Origin of the sequence: Brevundimonas sp. (assembly GCF_046299535.1) — a bacterium.
Classification (GTDB): Bacteria; Pseudomonadota; Alphaproteobacteria; order Caulobacterales; family Caulobacteraceae; genus Brevundimonas.
In genome coordinates this window covers 1-18,455 of sequence record NZ_JBKBIB010000015.1, presented here as the reverse complement: position 1 = coordinate 18,455, position 18,455 = coordinate 1, and the positions used below count along the sequence as shown (strand labels likewise).

The 18,455-nt window shown below is 68.0% G+C and carries 11 protein-coding genes; 8 read left to right on the top strand and 3 right to left on the bottom strand.

Annotated elements, in window-relative coordinates:
- Positions 1-196 precede the first annotated feature (196 nt).
- The 3 genes from rpoB (at position 197) to ACK4FB_RS12520 (ending at position 9,108) form a co-directional block, all read left to right on the top strand.
- Positions 197-4,318, top strand: a complete 4,122-nt coding sequence (gene rpoB / locus ACK4FB_RS12530) for a DNA-directed RNA polymerase subunit beta (protein WP_409752745.1) — start codon at positions 197-199, stop codon at positions 4,316-4,318.
- A gap of 133 nt (positions 4,319-4,451) precedes the next feature.
- On the top strand, positions 4,452-8,654 hold the full coding sequence (gene rpoC / locus ACK4FB_RS12525) for a DNA-directed RNA polymerase subunit beta' (RefSeq protein WP_409752742.1): 4,203 nt from the start codon (positions 4,452-4,454) through the stop codon (positions 8,652-8,654).
- 103 nt (positions 8,655-8,757) lie between these two features.
- Positions 8,758-9,108, top strand: a complete 351-nt coding sequence (locus tag ACK4FB_RS12520; RefSeq protein WP_409752739.1) for a hypothetical protein — start codon at positions 8,758-8,760, stop codon at positions 9,106-9,108.
- A 124-nt stretch (positions 9,109-9,232) separates the two neighbouring features.
- On the opposite strand, the gene ACK4FB_RS12515 is transcribed toward ACK4FB_RS12520, so the two are convergent.
- The 3 genes from ACK4FB_RS12515 to ACK4FB_RS12505 all read right to left on the bottom strand — a co-directional run bounded on the left by ACK4FB_RS12515 (position 9,233) and on the right by ACK4FB_RS12505 (position 12,996).
- On the bottom strand, positions 9,233-11,170 hold the full coding sequence (locus ACK4FB_RS12515) for a M61 family metallopeptidase (protein WP_409752736.1): 1,938 nt from the start codon (positions 11,168-11,170) through the stop codon (positions 9,233-9,235).
- Between the two features lie 73 nt (positions 11,171-11,243).
- The gene (locus ACK4FB_RS12510; protein WP_409752733.1) at positions 11,244-12,101 is read right to left on the bottom strand and encodes an ABC transporter permease subunit; all 858 of its coding nucleotides are present in this window, start codon (positions 12,099-12,101) and stop codon (positions 11,244-11,246) included.
- A complete protein-coding gene (locus ACK4FB_RS12505) occupies positions 12,091-12,996 on the bottom strand; it encodes an ABC transporter ATP-binding protein (RefSeq protein ID WP_409752730.1) in 906 nt (301 codons plus the stop codon). The genes ACK4FB_RS12510 and ACK4FB_RS12505 overlap by 11 nt, the downstream gene beginning before the upstream one ends.
- Positions 12,997-13,095: 99 nt before the next feature.
- On the opposite strand from ACK4FB_RS12505, the gene ACK4FB_RS12500 reads away from it, so the two are divergent.
- From ACK4FB_RS12500 to ACK4FB_RS12480, 5 genes are all read left to right on the top strand, one after another.
- Positions 13,096-14,316 (top strand): ectonucleotide pyrophosphatase/phosphodiesterase, encoded by a 1,221-nt coding sequence (locus ACK4FB_RS12500; protein ID WP_409752727.1) that lies wholly within the window; start codon positions 13,096-13,098, stop codon positions 14,314-14,316.
- A 119-nt stretch (positions 14,317-14,435) separates the two neighbouring features.
- A complete protein-coding gene (locus tag ACK4FB_RS12495; protein ID WP_409752724.1) occupies positions 14,436-15,875 on the top strand; it encodes a Do family serine endopeptidase in 1,440 nt (479 codons plus the stop codon).
- 39 nt (positions 15,876-15,914) lie between these two features.
- Positions 15,915-17,225 carry a replication-associated recombination protein A gene (locus tag ACK4FB_RS12490; RefSeq protein WP_409752721.1) on the top strand — a complete coding sequence of 437 codons (1,311 nt, stop codon included), beginning with the start codon at positions 15,915-15,917 and terminating at the stop codon, positions 17,223-17,225.
- Positions 17,226-17,288: 63 nt separating this feature from the next.
- Positions 17,289-17,741, top strand: coding sequence for a hypothetical protein (locus ACK4FB_RS12485; RefSeq protein ID WP_409752718.1), 453 nt, complete (start codon positions 17,289-17,291; stop codon positions 17,739-17,741).
- A 39-nt stretch (positions 17,742-17,780) separates the two neighbouring features.
- Positions 17,781-18,455: RluA family pseudouridine synthase (locus tag ACK4FB_RS12480; RefSeq protein ID WP_409752715.1), on the top strand; the 675-nt coding region annotated here is incomplete at its 3' end.

The window sequence follows — 18,455 nt, the reverse complement described above, 5'->3', positions numbered from 1 at the left end:
GCCGAGGCATGGTCCGTCGCCCTCCGACCATTGCGAAGGCGCGCTCCTCCCCAAGGGAGCCACTGAAATTTCAGGCGTTCTGGTTCTTCGGGGCCGAGGGTGAACGCCGAGAAACCGGGTCACGGGTCGCTGTACAGGCGTCGCCGTGGCCGCTGCATTGTGACGCGGGTCCACGCCCGCGCGATTGGGAAAACGAATGGCAAAGTCCACCGCCGGCCTGACCATCAACGGCCAGATCGCCTCCGCTCAGACCTTCACCGGCAAGAAGCGCATCCGCAAGTCCTTCGGGCGCATCCCCGAGGCGGTGCAGATGCCGAACCTGATCGAGGTTCAGCGGGCGTCCTACGAGCAGTTCCTGCAGCGCGAGGTCCGTCCCGGCCAGCGCAAGGACGAGGGCATCGAGGCGGTCTTCAAGTCGGTCTTCCCGATCAAGGACTTCAACGAACGCGCCGTGCTGGAATACGTCTCCTACGAGTTCGAGGAGCCCAAGTACGACGTCGAGGAATGCATCCAGCGCGACATGACCTACGCCGCGCCGCTGAAGGTCAAGCTGCGCCTGATCGTGTTCGAGACCGACGAGGAAACCGGCGCGCGCTCGGTCAAGGACATCAAGGAGCAGGACGTCTACATGGGCGATATCCCGCTCATGACCGGCAAGGGCACCTTCGTCGTCAACGGCACCGAGCGGGTGATCGTCTCCCAGATGCACCGGTCGCCGGGCGTCTTCTTCGATCACGACAAGGGCAAGACTCACGCCTCGGGCAAGCTGCTGTTCGCCGCCCGCGTGATCCCCTACCGCGGCTCCTGGCTGGACTTCGAGTTCGACGCCAAGGATCTGGTCTATGTGCGCATCGACCGTCGCCGCAAGCTGCCGGCCACCACCTTCCTGATGGCCCTGGGCATGGACGGCGAGGAGATCCTGCGGACCTTCTACGAAACCGTCCCCTACGAGAAGCGCGGCGAAGGCTGGGTCACCCCCTACAAGCCCGAGCGCTGGCGCGGGGTTAAGCCCGAATTTGATCTGGTCGACGCCGACACCGGCGAAGTGGCCGCCCCGGCCGGGACCAAGGTCAGCGCCCGCCAGGCCAAGAAGCTTGCCGACGGCGGCCTGAAGTCCCTGCTGCTGGCGCCCGACGCCCTGCTGGGCCGCTACCTGGCCGCCGATGCGGTCAACATGGAAACCGGCGAGATCTACGTCGAGGCCGGCGACGAGCTGGACCAGGCGGCCATCGAGCTGCTGGAAGAGAACGGCTTCTCCACCATCGACGTGCTGGACATCGACCACGTGACGGTCGGCGCCTACATGCGCAACACCCTGCGGGTGGACAAGAACGACGCCCGCGAGGACGCCCTGTTCGACGTCTATCGCGTCATGCGTCCCGGCGAGCCGCCGACGCCGGAAGCGGCCGACGCCATGTTCAACAGCCTGTTCTTCGATTCCGAACGCTACGACCTGTCCTCGGTCGGTCGCGTGAAGATGAACATGCGCCTCGAGACGCCGGAAGTGGGCGACGAGATCCGCGTGCTGCGCAAGGACGACGTGCTCAAGGTCCTGCAGATCCTGGTGGGCCTGAAGGACGGCCGCGGCGAGATCGACGACATCGACAACCTGGGCAACCGCCGGGTCCGTTCGGTGGGCGAGCTGCTGGAGAACCAGTACCGCGTCGGCCTGCTGCGCATGGAGCGCGCCATCAAGGAGCGCATGTCCTCGGTCGATATCGACACGGTCATGCCGCACGACCTGATCAACGCCAAGCCGGCCGCCGCGGCCGTGCGCGAGTTCTTCGGTTCGTCGCAGCTGTCCCAGTTCATGGACCAGACCAACCCGCTGTCGGAAATCACCCACAAGCGTCGCCTGTCGGCGCTTGGCCCGGGCGGTCTGACCCGCGAGCGCGCCGGCTTCGAAGTCCGCGACGTGCACCCGACCCACTACGGCCGCATCTGCCCGATCGAAACGCCGGAAGGCCCGAACATCGGCCTGATCAACTCGCTGGCCACCCACGCGCGGGTCAACAAGTACGGCTTCATCGAGAGCCCGTACCGCCGCATCAAGGACGGCAAGACCACCGACGAGGTGGTCTACATCTCGGCGATGGAAGAGGCGAAATACACCATCGCCCAGGCCAACATTGCGCTGAAGGACGGCGAGATCGTCGAGGATCTGGTCCCCGGCCGGATCAACGGCGAATCCCAGCTTCTGCCCAGGGAAGCGGTCGACATGATGGACGTGTCCCCGAAGCAGGTCGTTTCGGTCGCTGCGGCCCTGATCCCGTTCCTGGAAAACGATGACGCCAACCGGGCCCTGATGGGCGCGAACATGCAGCGTCAAGCCGTGCCGCTGGTGCAGGCCGACGCCCCGCTGGTGGGCACCGGCATGGAAGATGTGGTTGCCCGCGATTCCGGCGCCGTGGTCGTGGCCCGCCGCGACGGCGTGGTCGAGCAGATCGACGGCACCCGCATCGTGGTGCGCGCCACTTCGGATCTGGAAGCCGCCCGCTCGGGCGTGGACATCTACCGCCTGTCCAAGTTCCAGCGCTCGAACCAGTCCACCTGCATCAACCAGCGCCCGATCGTGCGCGTGGGCGATGTGGTGAAGAGCGGCGACGTCATCGCCGACGGCCCGTCCACGGACCTGGGCGAACTGGCTCTGGGCCGCAACGCCCTGGTCGCGTTCATGCCCTGGAACGGCTACAACTTCGAGGACTCGATCCTGATCTCCGAGCGCATCGTGCGCGACGACGTCTTCACCTCCATCCACCTGGAGGAGTTCGAGGTCATGGCCCGCGACACCAAGCTGGGGCCTGAGGAAATCACCCGCGACATCCCCAACGTCGGCGAGGAAGCCCTGCGCAACCTCGACGAGGCGGGCATCGTGGCCATCGGCGCCGAGGTCCACGCCGGCGACATCCTGGTCGGCAAGGTCACGCCCAAGGGCGAAAGTCCGATGACCCCGGAAGAGAAGCTGCTGCGCGCCATCTTCGGCGAAAAGGCCTCGGACGTGCGCGACACCTCCCTGCGCCTGCCGCCGGGCGCCAGCGGCATCATCATCGACGTGCGGGTCTTCAACCGCCACGGCGTCGACAAGGACGAGCGCGCCATGGCCATCGAGCGTTCGGAAATCGAACGCCTGGGCAAGGACCGCGACGACGAGCTCAAGATCCTCGAGCGCAACGTCTACTCGCGCCTGCGGGAGCTGGTTCTGGGCAAGACCGCCGTGTCCGGTCCCAAGGGTCTGGGCCGCGGCGAGATCACCGAGGCCAAGCTCGACGAGCTGTCGCGCGGCCTGTGGTGGCAGATCGCCATGGACGACGAGAAGGCCCAGGGCGAGCTCGAGGCCATGAAGAAGTCGTTCGAGGACGCCCGCAAGGCCCTGGATCGCCGCTTCGAGGACAAGGTCGAGAAGCTGCAGCGCGGCGACGAACTGCCCCCGGGCGTCATGAAGATGGTCAAGGTCTTCGTGGCCGTGAAGCGCAAGCTGCAGCCGGGCGACAAGATGGCCGGCCGCCACGGCAACAAGGGCGTGATCTCCAAGATCCTGCCCATGGAGGACATGCCGTACCTTGAGGACGGCACGCCGGTCGACGTGGTTCTGAACCCGCTGGGCGTGCCCTCGCGCATGAACATCGGCCAGATCTTCGAGACGCACCTGGGATGGGCCTCGGCCGGCCTGGGTCGTCAGATCAAGGGTCTGCTCGAGGACTGGACCCAGAACGGCGGGCAGAAGAAGGCCCTGATCGAACGTCTGACCGACATCTACGGCGCGGACACCCCCCTGCCGCAGGACGAGGACGAGCTCATCGAGCTGGCCCGGAACCTGTCCAAGGGCGTTCCCTTCGCCACACCCGTCTTCGACGGCGCCAACATCTCTGACATCGAGCGTCTGCTGGATGACGCAGGGCTGGACCGGTCGGGCCAGTCGGTTCTGTACGACGGCCAGACCGGCGAGCGCTTCAAGCGTCCGGTCACGGTCGGCTACATCTACATGCTGAAGCTGCACCACCTGGTGGACGACAAGATCCACGCCCGCTCCATCGGCCCCTACAGCCTGGTCACCCAGCAACCGCTGGGCGGCAAGGCCCAGTTCGGCGGCCAGCGCTTCGGCGAGATGGAGGTGTGGGCGCTGGAAGCTTACGGCGCGGCCTACACCCTGCAGGAAATGCTGACGGTGAAGTCCGACGACGTGGCCGGCCGTACCAAGGTCTACGAGGCCATCGTCCGCGGCGACGATAGCTTCGAGGCGGGCATTCCCGAGAGCTTCAACGTGCTCGTCAAGGAAATGCGCTCGCTGGGTCTGAACGTGGAGCTGGAGAACAGCTGAGTCTGAAGTGGCGAGTGACGGGTGGCGGGTGGCGAGAAGTCGCCGCAGCCATTCGGGCCTCACTCGCCCCTAACCACTCGCCACTCTCCACTCTTCTTTATTTTCGCGGCCCCCGCCGCAGAAGGAAAACAAGATGAACCAGGAAGTCCTGAACATCTTCAACCCGGTCCCGGTCACCCCGACCTTCGACCAGATCAAGATCGCCCTGGCCTCGCCGGAGAAGATCAAGTCCTGGTCGTTCGGCGAGATCAAGAAGCCGGAGACGATCAACTACCGCACGTTCAAGCCCGAGCGCGACGGCCTGTTCTGCGCCCGCATCTTCGGTCCGACCAAGGACTACGAGTGCCTGTGCGGCAAGTACAAGCGCATGAAGTACAAGGGCATCATCTGCGAGAAGTGCGGCGTGGAGGTCACCCTCGCCCGCGTCCGTCGCGAGCGCATGGGCCACATCGAGCTGGCCGCCCCGGTCGCCCACATCTGGTTCCTGAAGTCCCTGCCCAGCCGCATCTCGCTGATGCTGGACATGGCCCTCAAGGACGTCGAGCGGGTCCTGTATTTCGAGAACTACATCGTCACCGAGCCGGGCCTGACCCCGCTGAAGCAGAACCAGCTTCTGACCGAGGACGAGTACTACCAGTTCCAGGAAGAGTACGGCGATGACGGCTTCACCGCCGAGATCGGCGCCGAGGCCGTGCGCGGCCTGCTCATGGGCATCGACCTGCACGCCGAGGCCGAAAAGCATCGCGGCGAGCTGTCGGAACCCACCAGCGAGCTGAAGGCCAAGAAGGCCTCCAAGCGCCTCAAGCTGCTGGAAGCCTTCATCGAGTCCGGCAACAAGCCCGAGTGGATGATCCTGACCATCGTGCCGGTCATCCCGCCCGAGCTGCGCCCGCTGGTGCCCCTGGACGGCGGCCGCTTCGCCACGTCCGACCTGAACGACCTGTATCGCCGGGTCATCAACCGGAACAACCGCCTGAAGCGCCTGATGGAGCTTCGCGCGCCGGACATCATCATCCGCAACGAGAAGCGGATGCTGCAGGAATCCGTCGACGCCCTGTTCGACAACGGCCGTCGCGGCCGGGTCATCACCGGCGCCAACAAGCGGCCCCTGAAGTCGCTGGCCGACATGCTGAAGGGCAAGCAGGGCCGCTTCCGCCAGAACCTGCTGGGCAAGCGGGTCGACTACTCCGGCCGTTCGGTCATCGTGGTGGGACCGGACCTGAAGCTGCACGAGTGCGGCCTGCCCAAGAAGATGGCGCTCGAGCTGTTCAAGCCGTTCATCTACGCGCGTCTGGACGCCAAGGGCCTGTCGGGCACCGTCAAGCAGTCCAAGCGCATGGTCGAGCGCGAGCAGCCGGCGGTCTGGGACATCCTGGACGAGGTCATCCGCGAGCACCCGGTTCTGCTGAACCGCGCGCCCACGCTTCACCGTCTGGGCATCCAGGCGTTCGAGCCCAAGCTGATCGAGGGCAAGGCCATCCAGCTGCACCCGCTGGTCTGCGCCGCCTTCAACGCCGACTTCGACGGCGACCAGATGGCCGTGCACGTTCCGCTGAGCCTCGAGGCCCAGCTGGAAGCGCGCGTGCTGATGATGTCCACCAACAACATCCTCAGCCCCGCCAACGGCAAGCCGATCATCGTGCCGTCGCAGGACATCGTCCTGGGCCTGTACTACCTGTCGCTGGTCAAGGACGGCGAGCCGGGTGAAGGCAAGCTGTTCGCCAACATCGGCGAGATCGACGCCGCGCTCGACGCCGACGTCGTGACCCTGCACACCAGGATCAAGGCCCGCTGGACCGAGCACGACGCCGAGGGCAAGGAGGTGACGAAGGTCATCGACACCACCCCCGGCCGGATGAAGCTGGCCGCCCTGCTGCCGCGCAACCCCAACGTGGGCTACCGCCTTCTGGAGAAGAACCTCACCAAGAAGGAAATCGGCAATCTGATCGACGTGGTCTATCGCCACTGCGGTCAGAAGGCGACGGTGATCTTCGCGGACCGCATGATGCAGCTGGGCTTCCGCGAGGCGGCCAAGGCGGGCATCTCGTTCGGCAAGGACGACATCGTGATCCCCGCCAAGAAGACCGAGATCGTCGAGGCCACCCGCACCCTGGTCGAGGAGTACGAGCAACAGTACGCCGACGGCCTGATCACCAAGGGCGAGAAGTACAACAAGGTCGTCGACGCCTGGGCCAAGGCCACGGACAAGGTCGCCGACGAGATGATGGGCGAGATCGCCCTGCCGGTGCAGCTGGGCGACGGCCGCACCGCCGAGATCAACTCGGTCTACATGATGGCCAACTCCGGCGCCCGGGGTTCGCAGGCCCAGATGAAGCAGCTGGGCGGCATGCGCGGCCTGATGGCCAAGCCCTCCGGCGAGATCATCGAGACCCCCATCGTCTCGAACTTCAAGGAAGGCCTGACCGTGCTGGAGTACTTCAACTCCACCCACGGCGCCCGTAAGGGTCTGGCCGACACCGCCCTGAAGACCGCCAACTCCGGCTACCTGACCCGTCGTCTGGTGGACGTGGCCCAGGATTCCATCGTCACCGAGGAAGACTGCGGCTCCACGCGGGGTATCACCCTGCGCGCCGTGATCGAAGGCGGCGACGTCCTGGTCTCGCTGGGCCAGCGCGTGCTGGGCCGTTACGCGGCCGAGGACATCAAGGAGCCCGGCACGGACACCGTGCTGTTCCCCGCCGACACCTATCTGGTGGAGGAGGTCATCGAGGAGATCGAGGCCGCCGGCGTCCAGTCGGTCAAGGTCCGCTCCGCGCTGACGTGTGAAGCCGACGCCGGCATCTGCGGCATGTGCTACGGCCGTGACCTGGCGCGCGGCACCAACGTCAACATCGGCGAGGCGGTCGGGGTCATCGCGGCCCAGTCCATCGGCGAGCCGGGCACCCAGCTGACCATGCGGACCTTCCACATCGGCGGCACCGCCCAGGTGGCCGAGACCTCCTTCGTGGAGGCCTCCAACACCGGTACGGCCCGGATCGTCGGCCCCACCGTCAAGGCGGCGCACGGGGATCTGGTGGCCATGAGCCGCAACGTGGTGCTCAGCGTTCTGGTCGACGGCAAGGATCGCGAAAGCCACAAGGTGCCCTACGGCGCCCGTCTGCGCATCAAGGACGGCGCCGAGGTCAAGCGCGGCCAGCGTCTGGCCGAGTGGGATCCCTACACCACCCCGATCATCACCGAGGTGGGCGGCGCGGTGCGCTTCGAGGATCTGGCCGACGGCCTGTCGGTCAAGGAAGAGACCGACGAGGCCACCGGCATCACCCAGCGCGTGGTCTCCGACTGGCGCGCCAGCCCCCGCGGCTCGGACCTGCGTCCGGCCCTGGGCGTGATCAAGGGCGAGACCTACGCCAAGCTGGCTTCGGGTGCCGACGCCCGCTACCTGCTGCCCGTGGGCGCCATCCTCTCGGTCAACAACGGCGACGAGGTCAAGCCGGGCGAGATCATCGCCCGTATCCCGACCGAAGGCGCCAAGACCCGCGACATCACCGGCGGTCTGCCGCGGGTGGCGGAGCTGTTCGAGGCCCGTCGTCCCAAGGACTGCGCGGTCATCGCCGAGATGGACGGCCGCGTCGAATTCGGTCGCGACTACAAGAACAAGCGCCGCATCAAGATCACCCCGGAGCCGGACGCGGACGGCAATCAGGGCGAGCCGGTCGAGTTCCTGATCCCCAAGGGCAAGCACATCTCCGTCCACGACGGCGATCTGATCCAGAAGGGCGACTACATCATCGACGGCAACCCGGATCCGCACGATCTGCTGCGCATCCAGGGCGTCGAGGCGCTGGCCGAGTATCTGGTCAACGAGGTGCAGGAGGTCTACCGACTGCAGGGCGTGCCGATCAACGACAAGCACATCGAGGTGATCGTTCGCCAGATGCTGCAGAAGGTCGAGATCCTCGACGCGGGCGAAACCGGCCTGATCAAGGGCGATCACATGGACCGTCCCGAGTTCGACATCGAGCAGGCCAAGACCCTGAAGCGCAAGGGCCGCCCGGCGACCACACAGCCGGTTCTGCTGGGCATCACCAAGGCCTCGCTGCAGACCAAGAGCTTCATCTCGGCCGCCTCCTTCCAGGAGACGACCCGCGTGCTGACCGACGCCTCGGTCAACGGCAAGGTCGACACCCTGGAAGGCCTGAAGGAGAACGTGATCGTGGGTCGCCTGATCCCGGCGGGCACGGGCGCCTATCTGCGGTCGCTTCAGAAGATCGCCAACGAGCGCGACGCGGTCCTCACGCAACAGCGCGAGGACGCCGTCGAGCCGCTGCCGGCCGATCTGGCCCTGGAGCTGGAAGGCGAAAAGACCGAGGGCTGATCAGCCTGAGGCCTCAAACGATCAGGGCGGCGCCGAAAGGCGCCGCCCTTTTCTTTTGTCCCACGTCCCCGATTGACGCAGGGCGCCCCTACGGTCGTCAGTCATGAGCGAGACCCTGGCGATCGACGACGAGCCCCTGCCGGACCTGCACGACATGCTCGCCATGGCGTGGCGCGGGGCGGCGCGCGCCATCCGGGCGGGGCGTGCGGGCGAGGCCCTGCGCTGGCTGTCCGTCCATGCCCGGCTGGAGAGGATGGCCAGGGCCGGAGCACCGCCCGAACCCGGCCCGGCGTCGTCCGTCACAGCCGAACATGAACCGTCAGCTCCCTCGACGCAGCGGAGCGCACCGGCCCGTGCCAACGCCGCGCCGGAATTGCACCAATTGCACCAATTGCACCGTGCATTTGCGGGTGCGCCGGTTCAAAGCGCGGGCGCCGGCCCCGATCCGCCCTGACGCCCCGCGCCGGACTGCTCAAACGCGCCCGGCAGGCGCTCCGGACCCCCGCGAAGATCCCGAAACAGCCCTGCTCGACGCCTTCCCATCCGAAGGTCGCGATCCGCTGGCCCGAAGCGGCGACCTACCGCCGGCGGGGCGTCAGGATGTCGCCCAGCCGGTCCCGTGTGCCCGCGATCCGCTCCAGCGCCGGATAGCGCAGGCCCCCGGCATAGGGGATCTCCACCGTGCGGAAGCGGTCGCCGTTCCTGACGATCAGGCGGATCGGGCCGCCGTCCTTGCCCGCCGTCACCGCATCGCGCAGCCGCTCGGGCGTGGCCGCCGTGTCGTTGACCGCCACGATGTCCCAGCCCTGGGTCAGGCCCGCCTCGAAGGCCGGGCTGTCCCACAGCACATTGGTGATGCTGTTCGATGCGGACAGGGTGAACCCCAGCGAAAACAGGAAGTCCCGGCCCCACTGGGGCTGCACGCGACGGTAGGCCGCATCGGGCGCTTCCACGAAAACCAGCCGGTATCCGCCCCGCTCGATGCCGTCCAGCGGCGCCGCGGCCTCCGGCCCCACCGCGTCCAGCCGCGCCCTCAGGAACCCGGCCCAGTCGTGGGGATGGACCCCGTTCAGCGCCGTCACCACATCGTCGAAGGTGTAGGGCCGCGCCTCCCACACCCCGTCCTCGATGCCGAAGAAGGCCCGCGCGAAGTCGTCCAGCGAGCGCCGGTCCCGCGTGGCCTCGCGGATCAGGGTGTCGGCGTCCAGCCACATCAGCAGCGCCTCGCGGTAATAGTCCCCGCCCGTGCGCGACCAGGTGGCCCACGGCGTGGAGGACCGATAGCCCAGCAGGTTCTGGTTCACCGTGTCCTGCAGCGCCCGCCACTCGCGCCCGCGCTGGGCGTCATAGAAGGCGGCGGTCCAGGCCAGGTTGGCCAGGGCCTGGTCCTGCGGCACGATCTCCGAACGCGCGGCCAGAACGGCGCCCCAGTACTGGGTCTGGCCCTCGTACATCCACAGCAGGCTGTTCTGCACAGGCGTGTTCAGGTCCGGCGTCAGCTGGTCGGCCGGGCGCCTGAACTTGCCGTTCCAGGAGTGGGCGTACTCGTGGGGCAGCAGTTCGCGATTGCCGTAGGAAGCCGTATCCCAGCTCGAGAAGAAGTCCGCCGAGACCGTGTTCTCCGAGGAGCGGTGATGCTCCAGCCCCACGCCCCCGAGCCGGCTCGTGGCGGCCACCAGGAACTCGTACCGGTCAAAGGGCCGGACCCCGTAAAGCCGGTCCGCCTGGACCACCAGATTGCGGAACGGCGCCAGGCGCTCCTCCACGGCGTCCAGTTCTGAAGCTTCGTCGGCCATCACATGCATGTTCACCGGCGTGCGGCCGTTCGGGTCCAGGTCGAACACCCGATAGTGCGTCCCGGCGAACATGGGGCTGTCGGCCAGCATCTCCACGCTGATGGGGGCGAACACGGCCTCGCCCCCGCTGAAGGCCTCCGTGTCCAGCGCCACGCCATAGTTCCAGCCGTCCGGAAGGCGTACGGTGGTCTGCACCATGATCCCGTCGTGCTGGTAGCCCGCCGGATAGAGCATCAGCTTCTCGAACTGCAGGTTCAGCATCTCGGGGGTCATCATCACCCGCCACTGGCTGGTGCTGACCTGGCTGAGATAGTCGAAAGAGACCTCGATCTCGCTGACCCCCGCCGGAACCTCGATGTGAAAGGCGTAGGGATCCAGCGGGTCGCGCACCCACTCCACGCGCTGGCCGCCCGCGCCGACCTGCACCCCGGCCACCAACTGGATCGGCCCGGTGGGCGCATGGTTGCCGGGCAGGTATTTGGGATACAGCAGCACCATGGGGCCCGCCTGGGCCACCGGAATGGTCTGGCGCACCCGGATGATCTTCCGCTCGGTGTCCGTGGCGTCCACATGGTGCCGGATCACGCCGGGGTAGGGCTGGGCCGCCGACGCCGGAATGGGCGGCAGGTCGCGGGGCAGGGCGGGCGTTCCCACCTGGGCGGCGGCGGGCAGGGCGGTCAGCAGGGCGGCGGCGCAGGCGGGCAGGATCAGACGCTTCATCAAACTTTCCGGGTCAGGCCGCCAGGTGCGACCGGCCACAGGGTTTCGCCCGGGGCCCCCGGCGTCAAGGGCGCTACTCCTTGGACAGGTCCTGGCGCTCGAAAATGGCCAGTGCGGCCAGAAGCGGCAGCACGGTCCAACCGATCAGGCTGATCCACGCCTTCGCCTGCAGGGCGGCGGGAACCCCCGGTGCGCCCTCCCCGGCGATCAGCAGGCCCTTCAGCGCGTCAAAGGCCTGGCCGGGCAGCAGAAGCTGCACGGTCCAGCTGTCAGGCATGAAGCCCAGACCGCCCAGAATCGGCGCGCCGAACGCCTGGGCTGCGCCCAGCGCCATGGGGATGAACAGGGCCGCCAGCAGCGACCGCGTCGCCACGGCGGCCAGCAGGGCGATCATGGCGAACTGGACCACCCGCAGCCAGCCCAGGCCGAACAGGCCCAGAAAGGCGCCGATCTGCTGGCCGCTGAGGCTGAAGGCGAGCTGGCGCTCGAAGATGGCCGCGCGGATCGGCTCGCCCATCATGCTGAAGACCAGAAGGGCGGCCATGGCGGCGAAGGTCAGGACGACGAGGACCGCCAGCTTGCCCATGATCAGGTTGGACCGCCGGTTGCGGGCCCGGATCAGCCGCCAGGTCTCCCACCGGTAATCGCCGGCGAACAGGGTCGCCGCCCCGATCAGGACGAACAGCAGCACCGGCCCGCCCGCCAGTGAGGCGGTGTTGTCCAGAAGGGCCGCCCCCAGATTCAGGGGCGTGGAGATCATTCCCAGCTCGGTGGTCACCTCGGCCAGTCTTGCTTCATTGTTCTTTGCCGCGAAACTGACCACGATCCCGAGGATCAGCGCCGCGATGGGCACGAACAGCACGCTCCAGAACACGGCGCTGCGGTTGCGGGCGAACCGGTAGCCCTCGGCGCGAATGGCGTCAGCCAGCATGGGGCGCATCCTCCACGGTCAACAGGTTGAAGACGCTCTCCAGATCGGCGCCGACCCAGCGCGCCTCCTCGATCTCGGCGCCCTTTTCGGCCAGGGCGCGGATCAGGGCGGGGGCCTCGGACCGCTCGATGGCGGCCAGAACCGCGTCGCCGTCGCGCGTACCCTTCATGCCCAGCAGGCCCAGCGCCGCGTCGGCGGGCCGCAGGGTCAGGCGCAGGCGCTCGCGCCCGGCCACCAGATCGGCCACGGCGCCCTCGGCCGACAAGCGGCCCTTGTTCAGGATGGCCACCCGGTCGCACAGCTTCTGCACCTCGGCCAACTGGTGGCTGGCGATCACTACGGTGACGCCGTCATCGTCGGCCAGCGACCGGATCAGGCCGCGCATCTCCTGGATGCCGGGCGGGTCCATCCCGCTGGTGGGCTCGTCAAGAATGATCAGCTCGGGCCGGGTCATCAGCGCCGCGGCCACGCCCAGCCGCTGCGCCATGCCGACGGAGAAGCCCCGCACCTTGCGGTCGGCGGCGGCGGTGAGGCCCACCCGCTCCAGCCAGGCGCCTATGGCGGCGCGGTCCACGCCCTGCCCATGACTCAGCGACACCCATTCCAGCACCTGACGGGCGGTCATGTAGGGCGGAAAGCGCGGCGTCTCGATCATGGAGCCCATGCGCCGCATGGCGTGGACGTCGCCGACCGGCCCGCCCATAATCCGCGCCTCGCCCGCTGTCGGCCGGATCAGGCCCAGCAGGATGCGGAAAAGTGTGGACTTGCCCGCCCCGTTCGGCCCCAGAACGCCGTAGACCCCGCCGCGCGGGATGGTCAGGCTGAAATCGTCCAGGGCCTTCACCGCCCCGTAGGCCTTGGACAGGCCGCGTGTCTCGATGACCGGTTCGCTCATAAGGTCGAGCTTGCGGGGTGGGCGGCTTCGCCGCAAGCCGTAAGACGACTGTCACGGATTAACATTAGGCAATAGGCCGTCCCCGTATCCGGAGTTCCCATGTCCCGTCTGCTGCTGATCCTGCTCGCCCTGACCCTGTCTGCCTGCGCCACCACGGCGCCCGAGCGCGCGGCGACCGAGGACCGGCCGCTGGTGATTCTGGTGGGCATTGACGGGTTCCGGCCGGACTATCTGGAGCGGGGCGTGACGCCGACCCTGAGTCGCCTGCGCGCCGAAGGCGCCTTCGCCGCCATGCGCCCGTCGTTTCCCAGCGTCACCTTCCCCAATCACTACACCCTGGTGACCGGCCTGCATCCTGACCGCCACGGCCTCGTCAACAACACCATGGTGGATGCGGAACTGGGGCGGTTCGCCCTCGGTAACGCGGCGGCGGTGACCAACGGAGACTGGTGGGACGAGGGCGAGCCCATCTGGGTCACCGCCGAGCGCGCTGGCCTGACGACCGGCACCATGTTCTGGCCGGGCTCGGAGGCCGAGATCCGCGGGGTGCGTCCGACCCACTGGACCGTCTTCGACCAGTCCCTGCCCGGCGACGCGCGGGTGGACCGGGTGCTGGGATGGCTGGACCTGCCCGGCGACCAGCGGCCCGACTTCGCCACCCTGTATTTCGACATCGTCGACACGGCCGGCCACCATCATGGGCCCGACGCGGTCCAGACGACGGAAGCCGCCGCCTCGGTGGACGCCTCCATCGCCCGGCTGATCGCGGGTCTCGAGGCGCGCGGTCTGGCCGATCGCACGGTCCTGGTCATCGTCGCCGACCACGGCATGGCCGCCACCTCGCCGGATCGCGCCGTCTATCTGGACGACCTGATCGATCTGGAGGCGGTCGAGGTGGTCCATGCGGGCGCCTTCGCCGGGCTCAACCCCGCGTCGGGCCGCGAGGCCGAGGTGCAGGCCGCCCTGGTGCGTCGCCATGCCAACATGGAATGTTACAACAAGGCCGACCTGCCGGAGCGCCTTGCCTATGGCCGCCATCCGCGCGTACCGGCCATCCTGTGCCTGCCGGACACCGGCTGGCTTGTGGCCACCCGCAGCCGGCCGATCAGCCGCGAGGGCGGCGCCCACGGCTATGACAACGCCGCGCCCGAGATGGCCGCCCTGTTCATCGCCCATGGCCCCGGCGTCCGTTCCGGCGTGACGCTTCAGGACATGGACGCCGTGGACGTCCAGCCCCTGCTGGCCCACTTGCTGGGCCTCGCCGGCCCGGACGGGGACGGATCGCTCCAGGACGTGGCGCCGGCGCTGATCCGGCCCTGACAGGAGGGGGAGAGAGCAGGACGACGGAACGGTCGTTTGCTGACCGTCTCCGGCCTGCCCCTTGCGGCGCCTTGATCCGGTCCCAAATCGGAGGTCACCTTGACCGCGTGACGTCCCACATGAAAACTGACCTGATCCAGACCATGAAGCTGTCTTCCGCCGCTCTCGCCGCCCTGCTGGTTCTCGCCGCCTGCGGCAACGCCGACCAGACCTCCGCCCAGGAAGGCGGGTTCCCCGAACCCAACGTCTTTGGCAGCACCGAGCGGGTGGTTCCCGGCGACGCCAACGCCATGAAGACCTCGTTCGCGCCGGTGGCCGCGGCCGCCAGCCCGGCGGTCGTGAACATCTCGGCGGTCTCCAGCCGCCGCACCGACCCGTTCTTCGAGATGTTCACCGGCCGGTCCCAGCGTCAGGCGTCCTCCATCGGGTCCGGCGTCATCGTTCGTTCGGACGGGGTGGTGGTGACCAACAACCACGTCATCCAGGGCGCCCAGCGGATCACCGTCACCCTGGCCGACCGCCGCGAATTCCGCGCCCGCGTCCTGCTCGGCGACCAGCAGTCGGACATCGCGGTGTTGCAGCTTGAGGGGGTCGACGGCGGCCTGCCTGTCCTGCCCATCGACGATCAGGAACAACATCTGGTGGGGGATCTGGTGCTGGCCATCGGCAATCCGTTCGGCGTGGGCCAGACCGTGACCAACGGCATTATCTCGGCCCTGAACCGCACCAACACCGGCATTTCGGACGCCTCATCCTTCATCCAGACCGACGCGGCCATCAATCCGGGCAACTCCGGCGGCGCGCTGGTGGACATGGACGGCGACCTGATCGGCATCAACACGGCTATCTTCTCGCGCTCCGGCACCTCTGCGGGAGTGGGCTTCGCCGTGCCCGCCCAGACCGTGCGCCAGGTGCTGGAGAGCGCGCTTGGCGGCGCCGAGGCGGTCATTCGTCCCTGGCTGGGCGTGCGCAGCGAGTCCGTCACCGCCGAGATCGCCCGCAGTCTGGGCCTCAGCCGGCCACAGGGCGTGCTGGTCACCTCGTTGTATCCCGGCGGGCCCGGCGACCGGGCGGGCATCCGCGAGGGTGACGTGATCACCGCCGTGGACGGCGTCGAGATCAACGACTCCTCGGGCCTGAACTTCCGCGTGGGGTCCCGCCGCCCCGGCGAGAGGGCCCAGATCTCCGTCCTGCGCGACGGCCGCAGCCAGACCCTGAACGCCACGGTCCAGCCTCTGCCCGGCGACCGCGATCCGGCTCAGGTGGTGATCGAGCGCGGTCTGATGGCCGGCGCCACCGTGGCCCCCTATTCGCCCGCCCTGGCCGATCGCATCGGCGGCGACGCCTTCGCGGCCGGGGAGGGCGTGATCGTCACCCGCCTGTCCGGCCGTGGCTACGCCGCCCGAGCGGGCTTCCGCCCCGGCGACATCGTGCGCGAGATCAATGGCCGCCAGATCGGCTCGGTCGAGGCCTTGCAGCAGGCCCTCGGCGCGGCCACCCGCTGGGACGTCACCATCGAACGGCGCGGCCAGCGCATCAGCGGCCGCTTCGGCGCATGACCAGATGACGGACGGGCGCCCAGCGCCTATCTGTCCAACATGACCGATCTGTTCGAAGCCTCCGGCGTCCATCCCCCTGACGCGCCTCTGGCCGACCGCCTGCGCCCGCGTTCGCTGGACGAGGTGGTGGGCCAGGATCACCTGCTGGGCGAGACCGGGCCGATCCGCCGCATGGTCGAGGCGGGGCGTCTGGGCTCCATGATCCTGTGGGGCCCGCCGGGCACCGGCAAGACCACCATCGCCCGCCTGCTGGCCCAGGCGGCGGGCTATCAGTTCCAGCAGATCAGCGCCGTGTTCTCCGGGGTCGCGGATCTGAAGAAGGCCTTCGAGACAGCGCGCGGCCGCCGCGCCGCCGGTCAGTCCACCCTGCTGTTCGTGGACGAGATCCACCGCTTCAACCGCGCCCAGCAGGACGGCTTCCTGCCCTTCGTGGAGGAGGGGATCGTCACCCTCGTGGGCGCCACCACCGAGAACCCGTCCTTCGAACTGAACGGCGCGCTGTTGTCCCGCTCGCAGGTTTTCGTGCTGAAGCGACTGGACGACGAGGCGCTTGATCAACTGTTGACGCGCGCGGAGGCGCAGGAGGAGAAAAGCCTGCCCCTGACCCCCGAAGCGCGCCATGCGCTGCTGGCCCTGGCCGACGGGGACGGCCGCTATCTGCTGACCATGTCCGAGGTGTTGTTCGGCCTGGCCGGCGGCGAGCCGCTGGATGTGCAGGCCCTGGCGGGCACCCTGCAGAAGCGCGCGCCCGCCTACGACAAAAGTCGAGAAGAGCACTATAACCTCATATCCGCATTGCATAAATCGGTTCGGGGGTCTGACCCGGACGCCGCGCTCTACTGGCTGGCGCGGATGCTGAACGGCGGCGAGGATCCGCTGTATCTGGCGCGCCGGATCGTGCGCATGGCCGTCGAGGACATCGGCGAGGCGGACCCTCTGTCGATCCTCGTCGCCAACGCCGCCAAGGACACCTACGATTTCCTCGGCAGCCCGGAAGGCGAGCTGGCTTTGGCCCAGGCGGTGGTCCATCTGGCCACCGCGCCCAAGTCCGTCGGCGTCTATGAGGCTTACAAGGCCGCGTCGAAAGCCGCCCGCGAAACCGGCAGCCTCATGCCCCCCGCCCACATCCGCAACGCGCCCACGAAGCTGATGAAGGACCTGGGCTACGGCAAGGGCTACCAGTACGACCCCGACACGCCCGAGGGCTTTTCGGGCGCCGACTACTTCCCCGACGAAATGGAGCGCCGCGTCTTCTACAAGCCGAAGGGCGAGGGCCACGAGGCGAAGGTCAGGGAGCGTCTGGAGCGGTGGGCGGCGCTGCGCGCGGAGCGACCGTCCGGCGCCGATTAACCGTTGCCGTTCTCTGAAATAGGCGTAGCGTCCGCCCATCGGAAATTCTTGTGGGAGGGAATGATGACCGATGCAATGGGCTCAACGCCCGCGACGAGAACCCCCTGGCACCTGTGGGTGGTGGGGGTCTTGGCGGCCTTGTGGAACGGCTTCGGCTGTTTCGACTATTTCATGACCCAGACGCAGCGCGAGGACTGGTTCGCCCAGATGGGCATGACCGCAGAACAGGTCGTCTATTTCGACGCCATGCCGGCCTGGACTCACGCGGCCTGGGCGATCGGGGTCTGGGGCGGGCTGCTGGGCGCCGTCCTTCTGCTGTTGCGCCGCAAATGGGCGCTGCCGGTCTTCGTTGTCTCCTTCCTTGGCTGGGCGGCGGGGGCGGTCTACGCCTTCGTCCTGTCGGACGGGTTGGAGGCCATGGGGTCGATGTGGCCGATGCAGGTCGTCATCGGCGGCGCCTGCCTCTTCTTCATCTGGTACGCCTTGATGATGAGCAGGAAGGGCGTGCTGCGCTGACGGGCTGACGGGGGAGAACGGTTCGCGTATGCACGTGCGGTGACCGACCGCTCCCCCGTTTCCCTGTCGCCCGGCGACATCGCCGCCGTCCGCTCGTGGGTCATCCACGAGGACGCGCACCTGATCGCCTTCGACAAGCCCTCGGGCCTGTCCAGCCAGGGCGGACGCATTCAGGCCCATACGCTGGACGACCTGCTGTGGGCCTTCGCCCGGTCCAACGGCAAGCGGCCGGATCTGGTGCATCGGCTGGACCGGGACACCTCCGGCGTCATTCTGGCCGGAAAGACCAAGCCGGCCACGGCCTTTCTCGGCAAGGCGCTGCAGGCCAAGCGTTTCCGCAAGACCTATCTGGCGCTGGTTGAATCCCCGCCCGACCCGCGCGGCGGCGAGATCGACCCCCACCTGCTGCGTCAGGAGGTGGGCCGCGAAAGCCACATGCGCGTGGTGGAGGAGGGCACGCCCGGGGCCCAGCCGTCGCGCACCCGCTACCGCACCCTCTCGGCCAACGATCACGGCTCCCTGATCGAGCTGGAGCCCCTGACCGGGCGCATGCATCAGCTGCGGGTGCATATGGCCCACATCGGGCGGCCGCTGGTGGGCGACGTCCGCTATGGCGGGGCCCTGACCTTCTCGGGCGGTGGGGGGCCGCGCCTCGTGCTTCACACCGCCCAGATGAACTTCCCCCCCCCCACAGGCGGAGACCCCACAGGCGAA

Bases quoted from the DNA above. Each gene is read 5' to 3' on its own strand.
- ACK4FB_RS12485 (WP_409752718.1), top strand. From the start codon at position 17,289: ATGACCGATGCAATGGGCTCAACGCCCGCGACGAGAACCCCCTGGCAC.
- rpoC (WP_409752742.1), top strand. From the start codon at position 4,452: ATGAACCAGGAAGTCCTGAACATCTTCAACCCGGTCCCGGTCACCCCG.
- ACK4FB_RS12510 (WP_409752733.1), bottom strand. From the start codon at position 12,101: ATGCTGGCTGACGCCATTCGCGCCGAGGGCTACCGGTTCGCCCGCAAC.
- ACK4FB_RS12495 (WP_409752724.1), top strand. From the start codon at position 14,436: ATGAAAACTGACCTGATCCAGACCATGAAGCTGTCTTCCGCCGCTCTC.
- rpoB (WP_409752745.1), top strand. From the start codon at position 197: ATGGCAAAGTCCACCGCCGGCCTGACCATCAACGGCCAGATCGCCTCC.
- ACK4FB_RS12490 (WP_409752721.1), top strand. From the start codon at position 15,915: ATGACCGATCTGTTCGAAGCCTCCGGCGTCCATCCCCCTGACGCGCCT.
- ACK4FB_RS12500 (WP_409752727.1), top strand. From the start codon at position 13,096: ATGTCCCGTCTGCTGCTGATCCTGCTCGCCCTGACCCTGTCTGCCTGC.
- ACK4FB_RS12520 (WP_409752739.1), top strand. From the start codon at position 8,758: ATGAGCGAGACCCTGGCGATCGACGACGAGCCCCTGCCGGACCTGCAC.
- ACK4FB_RS12505 (WP_409752730.1), bottom strand. From the start codon at position 12,996: ATGAGCGAACCGGTCATCGAGACACGCGGCCTGTCCAAGGCCTACGGG.
- ACK4FB_RS12515 (WP_409752736.1), bottom strand. From the start codon at position 11,170: ATGAAGCGTCTGATCCTGCCCGCCTGCGCCGCCGCCCTGCTGACCGCC.